Below are 12,737 nucleotides of genomic sequence, written 5' to 3' on the forward strand. Positions count from 1 at the left end.
AGACCTGTGGCGGCGCAGTATAGAGCCTGTTTTGCCTAGAGTACATGCTCTAAAACTCGTGAAATATGTGAACTGTCGTGCCGGGGGTTGAGCTAAATCACTAATAGATAGCGATTTTCGCCAATGCTCTGAAATATCTTGTTGCACTCTAAGCGTACTGAATTGATTTATCTTAATGATTTAAAAGAATAAAATAATCCTATTCCAGCATGGCATGCCAGATGCTATATCGGTCACAGTGAAGTTTAAAATTGCTCTTACAGCCAAGGAAATGTTTATGAAAACCCCATCAAAATTAGCCAGTGCTATCAGTGTGTCGTTACTTGCCTCCGTTCTGTTGCTGTCAGGCTGTGAATCTGCTTCCGGCAGCCCGGACACTGAGAAAAAAGATGTGGTGGTCAGCATTCCGGTTGAAGCCAGCAAAGTCAGTCGCGGCGCCATCAGCAGCACGTACCGCACCACTTCTACACTGGAAGCCAAAGCCGACGCCGAAGTAAACAGTAAAGCAACCGGTCTGGTGAAAACCGTGCTGGTGGAAGAAGGGGACCATGTTGAAGCAGGTCAGGTGCTGGCCACTTTAGATACCGAGCGTCAACGTATTCAACTGGCGCAAGGCAAAGCCGAGTTAGGCCAGCTGACAAGTGAAATGGTCCGGATGGAAAAAATGTATCAGCGCAAACTTGTCAGCGCTGATGTCTACGACAAATTAAAATGGCAGTTAGAATCGATGACTGCCGCTGTCGGGATGCAGGAACTTTCATTGCGCGATACCGAAATCCGCGCGCCGATATCCGGGGTGATTGCCCGTCGTTATGTCAAAGTGGGTCAACTGATCACTGAATATTCATCAAAAGCCTTATTCCACGTGGTGTCACAACAACGTTTGGAAGCAGTGATCAATTTACCGGAACATCAATTACAACGGGCCAAAGTTGGCCAAACCGCTTATCTGAATTTTGCTGGCATGCCACAACATCAGGCGCAAATTGTGCGGATTTCGCCAGTGGTTGATGCGACTTCAGGTACGGCGCGTGTCACCATCGGTATTGATAACAACGATTTAGTATTAAAAGCCGGCATGTTCGCTCAGGTCGAATTGCAGTATGACGCCAAAGCCGATGCCTTATTAGTGCCAAAACGTGCCGTGTTAGCCATGGACAACACCAGCTCGGTGTTTGTGGTGAATGATGGCAAAGTCAGCCGTAAACTGGTGAAAACCGGTTATGAATCTGATGCTTTCCTGGAAGTGATTGAAGGACTGGCGGAAGGCGACCAGGTGGTTACTGCCGGTCAGGCGAGCCTGAAAGATAAAAGCACCGTTAATATCGTCAACGTTAAAAGCTAATCTCTGAATCATCTGATGCCCGGAGCTATCGCGCCGGGCGCACTCCCACAATAAAAACTACAGGAAGAATTCGATGAAACTGGTCAATCTGGCAGTTGCCCGTCCCGTTACCATCTGGATGTTCACACTCGGCATTATGTTGTTCGGTTTGGTGGCGATGGCAAGGCTCGCCGTCAATCTGTTACCTGACTTATCTTACCCAACGCTAACTATTCGCACCGACTATCTGGGCGCGGCGCCGGCTGAAGTTGAACAGCTGGTCAGTAAACCGATTGAAGAAAGTGTGGGTATTGTCAAAGGCATTCGCAAAGTGCAGTCGGTGTCGCGCTCTGGGCGTTCTGATGTGATTATGGAATTTGAGTGGGGCACAGATATGGATCTGGCCGGTCTCGAAGTCCGTGAAAAACTGGATGTGCTCTGGCTGCCGCTGGACGTGAAAAAGCCGTTGTTACTGCGGTTTAACCCTAATCTTGACCCAATCATCCGCTTAGCCTTAAGCCGCAATGAAGGCGCTGTCAGCAAAGATAGCAATGCGGCTGAAGGTAGCAAAGAGGCACAAGGCAGCAAAGACAACATCGCGAAAGCAGCGCCACAGGCATTGTCACAGTCGCAACAGGTGGTGCTGCGTACTTACGCCGATGAAGAATTGCGCCGTAAATTAGAAGCTTTAACCGGTGTCGCCGCAGTGCGCCCTGATGGTGGTTTAACTCAGGAAATTCAGGTACTGGTCGACAATGAAAAACTGTCGCAGCTGAACCTGGATATCAGCGCTGTCAATGCCAGGTTAAAAGCCCAGAACATTAACCAGGCCGGTGGTCGGTTGGAAACTGCTGCGAACGACTATCTGGTCCGAACCATCAACCAATTTAATACGCTGGATGAAATGCGTAACCTGTATATCGCCACCGTAAACGGTAGCCATATACGGCTCAGTGATATTGCCGAAGTGAAAGATGCCTTTGTCGATCGCCAGAGCATTACCTATGTTGATGGTCGTGAAGCCATTGAAATTGCATTGTATAAAGAAGGTGATGCTAATACGGTGCAGGTCGCAAAAACTGTGCTGAGCAAACTGGAAGAACTGCAAAAAAATCTGCCAGCCGGTTATGAACTCAAGCTGGTCTATGACCAATCGACCTTTATCAGTGATGCGATAGCAGAAGTCAAATCAGCGGCTATTTCCGGTGGTTTGCTGGCGATGTTGGTGCTGTATCTGTTCCTGCGGAATCTGTGGACCACGCTGGTGATTTCTATCTCTATTCCACTGTCGATTATCGCCACTTTTAACCTGATGTACGCCCAGGATATCAGCCTGAATATTATGAGTCTCGGTGGTATTGCACTGGCGATTGGTATGCTGGTGGATAACGCCATCGTGGTGCTGGAAAATATTTCCCGCTACAAAGAACAAGGTTATTCGGCGCTGGAAGCGGCGAAAAAAGGTGCCAGTGAAGTGTCGATGGCGATTACAGCGTCAACTTTGACTACGGTGGCGGTGTTTTTCCCGCTGGTCTTTATCGACGGTATTGCCGGTCAGTTATTTAAAGATCAGGCCTTAACTGTGACTTATGCCTTATTAGCGTCATTAGTGGTGGCATTAACACTGATCCCGGCAATGGCGGCGCATGAGCGTAGTTTTGGCAGCAGCGCAGTCGCAGCTGAAACCGTGGTTAAAGTGAAACCGCAGCGCTGGTATCAGTGGTTGGTGTGGGGACTGAAACTGCCGTTTGTTGGATTGAGTTATGTGGTGTCAATGCTGGTTTCGCTGTTGACCTTGCTTTGGCGCGGGCTGGCGAAAGGTTGTGGTTTTGTGCTGGATCCGTTCCTGAATGTTGTGCAACACGGGCTGCTGAAACTGGAACAAAGTTACCGTTGGTTGTTGCAAAAATCTTTACAGGCGAAAGGACTGGTGTTGGCACTGACCCTGGTGATCACCGGTTTGTGTTTCAGCCTGGCACCACGACTTGGCTTTGATGTGATCCCGTCGATGAGCCAGGGCGAGTTTTATGTCGAAGTACAATTACCGGTTGGCAGCGCCATTGAACGGACCGATGTGGTGCTAAAACAATTGGCTGAAGTGGCCAGACAGCAGGACATCGTCGAGCGGACCTATGCGCAGGCCGGCACTGGCCAGCAAATGACGGTTGATCCGTCGATTGGCGGCAGCCACTGGGGCCGGTTAAATATTGTGTTAAAAGCATCGTCTTCTGCCATTGAAGAGCAGCAACTGATGCAGTTACTGCGGGATACCGTGGCGGCGATGCCGGATGTCACGGCAAAAATTGATACACCGGAGCTGTTTAACTTAAGCACACCGATGGAAATTGAAGTGGCAGGTCATGAACTGGCGGCGCTTAAAACCGCAGCGGCCGACCTTGCGACCAAACTTGAAGCGTTGGATCGGTTTGCCGATGTGAAATCCAGTCTGCGGGATGGTCAGCCGGAAATTACCCTGCATTTTGATCATCAACGCCTGGCGCAGCTTGGGATGACAGCATCCGATGTGGCAAAACGTGTGGCTAATTATGTTGGCGGCGAAGTGGCGGGGCAGTTCTCAATTGCCGATCGCAAAGTAGATATCCGGGTGCGGTTGGCAGAAGGCTATCGCAATTCCGAGCAGGAATTGGCACAAATTATTATCAACCCACAAAGTGAATTGCCGTTGCCGTTGTCTGCCGTGGCCACCATCAGTCGTGAAATTGGCCCGAGCGAAATTACCCGTATCGGCCAGCAACGCGTTGCCGTGATCAGCGCCAATCTGGCCTTTGGTGACGTCGAACAAGCGGCCGCTGAAGTGCGCCAGTTACTTGCCAATACAGTGCAACCATACGGTGTCACAGTGCGGATGGTTGGTCAAAGTGAAGAAATGGAGCGCTCGTTTAATTCGCTGGTGATTGCCCTGACCTTAGCAGTATTCCTGGTGTATCTGGTGATGGCATCGCAATTTGAAAACCTGCTGCAACCGCTGCTGATCCTGTTTACCGTGCCACTGGCCGGTGCTGGTGCTGTGCTTGGTTTGGCAATAACTGACACCCGAGTGTCTGTGATTGTGTTCATTGGTCTCATCATGCTTGCTGGTATTGCAGTAAACAACGCCATCGTATTGATTGACCGGATCAACCAGTTACGTGGTGAAGGGCAAGCAATCGATCTGGCCATCGTCGATGCCTGTGCGACACGATTAAGACCGGTGATGATGACCACTTTAACCACAGTATTGGGATTATTACCGATGATGTTCGGGGGCGATGGTGCCGAAATCAGGGCGCCGATGGCGATTACGGTAATTTTTGGTCTGTCCTTTTCAACACTGCTTACCCTGCTGTTTATCCCGGTAATTTATCGGATGACCGCCCGTAATACCGTTGTGAGTGGCGGTGCTACTAACAATGCGGCCAACACATTGGTTCAGGAGTAAGGCGCATGGACTTTAAACCCTTAGCCATCACCAGAATGGCGTTAAAACGCCCGGTGACGCTGTGTATGGTATTTTTATCGATGCTGGTGTTTGGCATGTTGGCCAGTCGGATGTTGCCACTGGAAAACTTCCCTGGCATTGATATTCCGGAAATTTACATTAATGTGCCGTACCCGAACGCCACACCGGCCGAAGTGGAGCGGCTGATCACCAGGCCGGTGGAAGAAGCGTTATCGACCGTCACCGGTATTAAAAAGATGCGCAGTTTCACCCGCGAAGACGGTATGGATGTTGGCCTGGAATTTAACTGGGAAGAGAACATCAATACCAAAAGCATCGAAGTGCGCGAGCGGCTCGATAGCATTCGCCATTTACTGCCAGCGGATGTAGAGCGGGTGCTGGTGTTTCAGTTTAATACCAATGATATGCCAATTTTTCAGCTGCGGATTTCCAGCGAACGTGATTTATCGATGGCGTACGATTTGCTGGAACGGCAGATCAAACGACCGTTAGAGCGGGTGCCTGGTGTGTCCAAAGTAGAGTTGTATGGCGTCGACAAACGCCAGGTGACGATACGGTTGCAGCCGGAAAAAATCCGCAGCTTGCAGGTGGATGTTGCCTCGTTAATGAATATCTTGTCGCAACAAAACTTTGCGATGACCGCCGGTGAAATTCGCACCACCGAAAGCAGCATTCTGGTGAAACCAGTCGGTGAACTGACCACGCTCGATGAAATCAAACAAATTCCGATAGGGGGTGGGATTCATCTGGGCGATATTGCTGAGTTACAGCTGGAACTGCCAAAACGGGTCGAAGGGCGCCGGCTGAATCAGTCGTTTGCGGTCGGTATGAATGTATTTAAAGAGTCAGGGGCGAACCTGGTTGATGTGTCAAAAGCAGCTTTGGCGGTGGTTGATGCGGTCGACAACGATCCGGCTTTTAATGGCATCAATCTGTTTGTGATGGACGATACCGCCAAAGGAGTCACCGATTCGCTGTCCAACGTGTTGAGTTCCGGCGTGATGGGCGCGGTGTTGTCGTTTATTGTGTTGTATTTGTTTTTGCGACACATTCCGACCACCTTTTTGGTGGTTATTTCGGTGCCGGTGTCGATCACTATTACCCTTGGTATCATGTATTTCCTTGGTTACAGCTTAAATATTCTCAGCATGATGGGCTTGATGCTGGCCGTTGGTATGCTGGTCGATAATTCGGTGGTGGTGACCGAAAGTATTTTCCGCGAACGCGAAGCGGACAGTGATACGGTGCGGGCGACCGAACGTGGTGTGTATCGGGTCAGTCTGGCGGTGCTTGCCGGTACTGCCACCACCGCCATTGTATTTTTGCCGAATATTATTGGTCAGAAAGTCGATGTCACGGTGTTTCTGGAACATGTGGCCGTCGCCATTTCCATCTCACTAGGCGTGTCGCTGTTGGTGGCGTTAACGCTGATCCCCTGGTTGTCGACCAAAATCAAAGGCATGACCGCGCAACATACGTTACAACAAAGTGCCACCGACCGTTTTTACAGTCGTTGCCTGCACTGGACTATGCGTAAGCCAATCGCTTCAACCTTTATCGCGATTGGGTTATTAGCGAGTATCGCCATTCCGATGAGTTTTATCTCCGGCGGCGATGAGGAAGAAGGGGATAAAAACCGTCTGTTCCTGAATTACAACATTCAGGGCAATTACAGCCTGGCGGAAGTGGAACAATCGGTGAAAACGATGGAAGCTTATCTTTATGGCAATAAAGAAAAATTCCATATCGATTCGGTGTACAGCTATTACACGCCGGGTTTTGCGGTATCGACCATCATGTTTATGGATGAATTACCTCAAACCGTGACCCAAATTAAAGATGCGATCCGCAAGGATTGGCCGCCGATGGTGCTGGGCAAACCCCAATTTGGCTGGGGCGATTCTGGCGGCGGTATGCAAGTACATTTGTCTGGCCCCTCGACGGGCAAGTTGATGGAACTGGCTGACGAACTGATCCCGGCAATCAGTTCGGTCAAAGGTCTGGAAGATGTGCGCTCTGAAGTAAGTTCTGCCAAATTTGAATTACAAATCAAGCTTAATCCGGATAACTTGCAGCGCTTTGGCCTGAACGCCAAAGATGTGGCGGATATGGTCAGTCTGGCGCTGCGTGGCACCAACTTGCGGACTTTCCGCACGCCGGATCAAGGCGAAGTGCAGCTGCGGGTATTGTATGACGAGACCGTCAGTTTATCGCAACAAGCACTGGCGGCGATTCCGGTGAAGTTGCAGGACAATCAGGTGGTGCGCCTCGATGAAATTGCCACTCTGAGTTTTGTGCAGCAACTGGGCGAAATTCGCCGGATGGATCGGCAGACGGGTCTGGCGATTGGCATGAATCTGCATAAAGACTTAAAAATGGATGACGCCAAAAAGGAACTGACCAAAGTGATGGAGCAGCTCCAACTGCCCGCAGGTTACAGCTGGTCGTTTGAAGGCAGCTTCCGTTATCAGGATGAAGCGCAAGGTATTATGCAAATCAATATGTTGCTGGCGGTGGCGATGATTTACCTGGTGATGGCGGCATTGTTTGAGTCGCTGTTATTGCCAACGGCGGTCATTGGTTCCTTGTTGTTCTCCTTTGTTGGCGTGTTTTGGGCGTTTTTAATCACCGGCACCACCATGGGTATTATGGGGATGATCGGCATGCTGGTGTTGATGGGGATTGTGGTTAATAACGGCATTGTGCTGGTCGACCGCATCAATCAATTGCGGGAAGAATCGCCGGACGCGGAGCTGGTGGCGCTGATTATTTCGGCTTGTGAAACGCGGTTACGGCCGATTCTGATGACGGTTTCCACCACTGTGCTGGGCCTGATCCCGCTGACTTTTGGTGATGCGGCCATCGGCAGCAATGGTCCAAGTTATGCGCCAATGGCGATTGCCATCATTGGCGGACTGATTTTTTCCACCTTAACCAGCTTGTTATTGGTGCCCTTGACGTACTGGGGACTGGTGCGGATGGGTGTGCGTTGGCAACGGTTTCTCAGCCGCGCCCGTGGCAGGGTAGATAAAATTATCAGTGTAAAATCTTCAACTTAAGCGGCGAAAACTGCAGTTAAAAAAGGGCAATCTCGGTGAGGTTGCCCTTTTTTTGATCTGTGGTTTTCGTAGGATTGAGCTCAGTTGACCAGTTGCTGGAAATTTGACCACAAAATAAAGCTGAACTAGCTTCTAATCACCGACAACAAGGATCCCAGTTGTATATACCCAAGCAACTTGAAGATGCGTTTTCAGAGCTGCGTTGCACAAGCAAACGTTGCACAGTACCGCAGCTTCCTTCGGACGGGGCTAAAAGCCCTTGATGCCGCGTTAGCGCTTGTCGCTTTGGAACAACCAAAGCTTCCAAACGCTGCCTTGCCTCAAGTGCTTTTATCTCCCGCTGAAACCTGCATCTTCAAGTTGTTTGGGTATAAAGGTTCCGCTCCAGTGATGGAAGTGCACCATGTTCAGCCGCCTGCTTTATCGAATTGTGCTGTTTTTTATCCGTTTACCTAAGAGTCTGACTTACCTGCTGTTGGGCGTGTTGGTGGTGTTGCCGTTGTTGGCAACTTTCACCGCCAAAATTTACCAGCAATGGGATAATGACCCCGACCGTGGCGCGCTGGCGATTGCCGAAGGCAAATTTGGTGAAAACTACAGTACTCCGGAATACCTGGATCAAGGCTGGGATGCCAATGGCAGTTTATGGTTTTACAACACCACCCAAGGTTCGGCTTTTCTGCCATACGACTTTTTACTGGCCTTAGAACAACCGGAAAAAAGCGCGTTGAGCTGTGAGCGCAACGGCAAAAATAACAGTTGGTTTTTATGTCCGAAATTTGTGGATGATTATCGCTATCTGCCGCAAAAATCCACTTTTTTTAATCCTGACGCGCTGCCGGTTGGCTTTGTCAAAGAACGGTATCAGGGCAAAGATTATGTCGGCTTAACCTGCAGTGCCTGTCACACCGGGCAAATTAATTTTCAAGGGCGGGCGGTGCGGATTGATGGCGGGCCAGCGATGGCGGATATGGTTGGTTTTTTAACGGCGATGTCGGCGGCTTTGAATCAGACACAGCGTAAACCAGACCAACCGAATCCACGGTTAGATCGTTTTATTGAGCAAGTGCTGGCACTCGGCAATGATTTTAGTTCGGCAGAAGAAGTTGAGACAGCGCTCAACAAATGGACCGCGACCCGGGAGCTTTACAATACCGTCAATCACAGTACCACCAATCAGTGTCTGCAACCGGATGGCAGTACCCATATTTGCGTTGGTGAGAATGGCCGCGAGTATTCTTATCCGCTGCGCTACGGTTATGCGCGGCTGGATGCCTTTGGCCGTATTTATAATCGGGTACTGCAACATGCGATCAATCGTCAGCAGCTGGAAAAAATTCTAAAAACGGTCACCCGATTTGATGGTGCAGAGCGGGTGCTGAGCGACGCCGAAGTCGACCTGGTGCTCAAAGGTGTAGGCGATCCCAAAGACGCGGTGTTAAAAGACGAGCAATTCACGCAAATTCTGGCCAATCTACGCTCTAATACCCCAGGTTATCCGAAGTTAAATCAGCCCAATATGCTCCGGATCCGCAACGCGATTTTTAATCCACCTAACGCGCCAGTCAGTTATCCATTTTTGTGGGATATCACCTATTCAGACTATGTGCAATGGAACGGCCTCGCCGGTAATTCATTCCTCGGGCCTTTAGGGCGCAATGCCGGTGAAGTGATCGGAGTCTTTGCCATTTTGGACTGGCATACCGAAACCGGTGTCAGTAAGTGGATGAAAAACTTTAGTTTGTCGTCATTGCTGACCGGACAAAGTAATAAAGAGCAAGTGATTAATTTTAAATCGTCGGTCGACTTATTTAATCTGGAACGGTTAGAAAGTCATTTACTGACCCTGATGTCGCCGCGCTGGCCATTTTGCCGCAACGGCCAAAGTGGCGATTATTATCTGCCAAATGGCCCGCTCAGTCAGGCAGTCGATTTACGGGATTGTGCCGGGCAAGATTTAAGGATGAATCGGCCGCAAGTCGAACGTGGCAAAGTTCTATACGCGCAGAAGTGTCAGAGCTGCCATATCGTCCTCGATCGCGAAGCCGGTGATCGGTTGATGGTGTCGAATATGGTCGGCATTCAGGATCCGGAAACCACCGACGAAACCATGGCCCGCAATAGTGTGCAGTACCACGGTAAATCCGGCAACCTTCGAAATACCTATCAGGAGACCGATGTTGGCTCGTTAGTGATCCAGGAAGATGCGCCGGTGGTGCAAATCCTGACGGCCGGAACCAAAGGGGTGATCGCCACCCCAGATCCGGATAAATGGCTGCCGGTGCGGCTCTATGACTGGGTGTATTCGCTGGTGCGCTCGGCCAAAGATAATCCGGTGCAGAATAGCCTGAAAGCCGGTAATTACCTGCCGGATACCACCGCCAATCCATACAATAGTCTGCTGGCCTATCGGGGGCGGTCACTCAATGGCATTTGGGCGACGGCGCCTTATCTGCACAATGGCTCGGTCCCGACTTTACACGATTTGCTGAGCTGCGTAGCGGACCGTCCGAAAACGTTTAAGGTTGGCGCACGAGAATTTGACCCGGTAAAAGTGGGCCTTAAAACAGAAGGTTATGATGGTTTCGAATTTGATACCAGCCTGGCGGGCAACAGCAATAAAGGACATGACTACGGCGCTTGTAGCTTAAGCCCTGATGATCGAATGAGTCTGATTGAATTCTTAAAAACGCTATAACGGCGGCCAGGAGAGCTTATGCAATACCGGGATTATTTAAGCGAGTTTGATGCAGCCGCCGAACATGAGCGTTACCCGTTGGTGCAGCAATGGATCAAGAGCGAACAGCGGCTGGCTTTTTTCGCCCAGTTGCGAGCCCAACGGCCGGTATTGCAAACGCCGCAATGCACCTTGGTGGCCAATTATGTTGATGTAGCCGATATGCTGCAGTTACCCAAGACGTTTACTGTGGATTTATACAAACCAAAAATGGGCGTCACCGCCACCGACGCCGGTTATCTGATGGCGCATGACGATGATGCTTTGCATTACCGTGAAAAGTCGATTATGCAGGGGCTATTAAATCGCGACGATTTACCAGCGGTCCGGCAGCAGGTTGCTAAAAACGCGGCCCGTATTTTACAACAAGCCAACGGCGAGATTGAGTTTGTGAACCAATATTGCCGGATGGTGCCGATGTTGCTGGTGCAGCAGTATTTTGGGCTGGATGGCTCAGATGAACAGGATCTCATTCGCTGGTCGTACTGGAATCAGTATGATGCGTTTCATAATCAGCCAATTGATCTGCTATCAGACCGCGATCATGATTTGATTATCAGCGAGCATGCAAAAGTCTCGGAAGAGCTGGTGGCTTATATTGCGGTGCTGATGGCCCGGAAAGTGGTCAGTGTGCGGTTGCTGGGATTATTGCAACTGGTGTTAAAAGTGCCGGCTATGTTGCTGTACCGGTTACTGGGCATGACGATGAAACCGAAGCGCGACAATATGGTGGTGCGAATGGTGAAATCGAATTTTGCCAGCGACGTTGATTTTTCATTGGTGCGGGTGGGGGTCAATGCCGGCGGGCTGCTGATTGGCGCTATTGAAACCACCTCGCAAGCGGTGGCGCAAACCGTACAGTTTTTCCTGCAGCGGCCAGCGTTGTTACAGCAAGCCAAAAATCTGGCACGGGAAAACGATGTTGCCGGTTTTGATGCGATGGTGTGGGAAGCGTTACGTTTTGTGCCGATAAGCCCAGATATTTTCCGTAAAACTGCAGAAGATTATGACATTGGGTTGGGCAGCTATTATCAGACCCGGATCAAAAAAGGCACTATTGTCCGGTTACTCACGCAATCGGCGATGTTCGACTCTTTTGCGTATAAAGAGCCCGACATTTTTAATCCGCAACGGGATGTGAATCACAATTTTGTTTTTGGCTACGGCCCGCATCAGTGCCTCGGAAAATACGTCGGTATCGAGCTTATCCCAGAGATGGTGAAACAAGTTCTGCTGCTGGAAAACTTGCAGAGCAAAGGTGATATTTGTTACGTCAATCAACAGTTTTTCCCGGACCGGCCAGGGCCATTTCCCGAGAAGTATCCATTGCATTGGACGGTGAGCTCAACCTAAGGCTTGCCGCAGCACCGGCCAAGCAGCTACAATGCGCGTCTTCCTGCTTGGGGGAGTAATCTGTTGCTGGTTTGTCCGGCTTCGTTGTGGTCAACATACTTGTGCCTCATGCACATGGCTACAACGACATTCGCTTTGTTTGCGGATGTCTGATGAGACCTGAGACAGCACTGTGGCCCAAAGCGGGAGTCGCAGCGTTGTCTTTTGTCTGTTATCCCGCTGAGCCCACATATGGACGCATTGCTTTATTCTTTCACCGGCGTGGCGATCGCTGAGATCGGTGACAAAACTCAACTTCTTTCGTTATTTCTGGCGGCGCGATTTCGCTCCCGCGGCGCCATTATTGCCGGCATTCTGGTCGCTACTTTACTCAATCACGCCGCCTCCGCCTGGTTTGGTGCCTGGGTGGCGCAGTTTATTCCGGCAACCTGGCATGCCTGGTTGCTGGGTGGCTCCTTTATCGCCGTTGCACTTTGGTTGTTGATCCCGGATAAAGACGACAGCGGCGACAGTGAAGTGCTGAAATACGGCGCTTTTGCCGCCAGTTGCGTGCTGTTTTTTGTGGCGGAAATTGGTGATAAAACCCAAATTGCCACCGTGCTACTGGCAGCGGTTTATCCACAAACCTGGCTGGTGATTATCGGTACGACGCTGGGCATGCTGGCGGCCAATGTGCCGGTAGTCTATGCCGGGCGCTGGATTTTAGAGAGGTTGCCACTGGCCTGGGCGCGAATGGCGGCTTGTGCGGTGTTTATGTTGTTGGGCATAGTGACAATCGTCGCCGGGCAGATTTAAGCGCAATTG

General features: G+C 50.5%; 6 protein-coding genes. All 6 read left to right on the forward strand.

From position 1 onward, the window contains the following. Nucleotides 1-277: 277 nt before the first annotated feature. The 6 genes from EOE67_RS16940 (at nt 278) to EOE67_RS16965 (ending at nt 12,728) form a co-directional block, all read left to right on the forward strand. Complete coding sequence (locus EOE67_RS16940) at nt 278-1,345, forward strand: efflux RND transporter periplasmic adaptor subunit (protein ID WP_127700516.1); 1,068 nt, start codon at nt 278-280, stop codon at nt 1,343-1,345. A 73-nt stretch (nt 1,346-1,418) separates the two neighbouring features. Continuing rightward, complete coding sequence (locus EOE67_RS16945) at nt 1,419-4,763, forward strand: efflux RND transporter permease subunit (RefSeq protein WP_127700517.1); 3,345 nt, start codon at nt 1,419-1,421, stop codon at nt 4,761-4,763. A gap of 5 nt (nt 4,764-4,768) precedes the next feature. Continuing rightward, entirely contained in the window at nt 4,769-7,843 is a 3,075-nt protein-coding gene (locus EOE67_RS16950; RefSeq protein ID WP_127700518.1) for an efflux RND transporter permease subunit, read from the forward strand. A 403-nt stretch (nt 7,844-8,246) separates the two neighbouring features. Further along, a complete protein-coding gene (locus EOE67_RS16955) occupies nt 8,247-10,541 on the forward strand; it encodes a di-heme-cytochrome C peroxidase (protein WP_127700519.1) in 2,295 nt (764 codons plus the stop codon). A gap of 18 nt (nt 10,542-10,559) precedes the next feature. Continuing rightward, nucleotides 10,560-11,933, forward strand: coding sequence for a cytochrome P450 (locus EOE67_RS16960; protein ID WP_127700520.1), 1,374 nt, complete (start codon nt 10,560-10,562; stop codon nt 11,931-11,933). Between the two features lie 231 nt (nt 11,934-12,164). Next, nucleotides 12,165-12,728 (forward strand): TMEM165/GDT1 family protein, encoded by a 564-nt coding sequence (locus EOE67_RS16965; RefSeq protein ID WP_127700521.1) that lies wholly within the window; start codon nt 12,165-12,167, stop codon nt 12,726-12,728. Nucleotides 12,729-12,737 lie beyond the last annotated feature (9 nt).

Source organism: Rheinheimera riviphila (assembly GCF_004005945.1).
Taxonomy (GTDB): Bacteria; Pseudomonadota; Gammaproteobacteria; order Enterobacterales; family Alteromonadaceae; genus Pararheinheimera; species Pararheinheimera riviphila.

Coding starts and splice junctions, on each gene's coding strand:
- EOE67_RS16940 (WP_127700516.1), top strand. CDS start 278: ATGAAAACCCCATCAAAATTAGCCAGTGCTATCAGTGTGTCGTTACTT.
- EOE67_RS16950 (WP_127700518.1), top strand. CDS start 4,769: ATGGACTTTAAACCCTTAGCCATCACCAGAATGGCGTTAAAACGCCCG.
- EOE67_RS16960 (WP_127700520.1), top strand. CDS start 10,560: ATGCAATACCGGGATTATTTAAGCGAGTTTGATGCAGCCGCCGAACAT.
- EOE67_RS16955 (WP_127700519.1), top strand. CDS start 8,247: ATGTTCAGCCGCCTGCTTTATCGAATTGTGCTGTTTTTTATCCGTTTA.
- EOE67_RS16945 (WP_127700517.1), top strand. CDS start 1,419: ATGAAACTGGTCAATCTGGCAGTTGCCCGTCCCGTTACCATCTGGATG.
- EOE67_RS16965 (WP_127700521.1), top strand. CDS start 12,165: ATGGACGCATTGCTTTATTCTTTCACCGGCGTGGCGATCGCTGAGATC.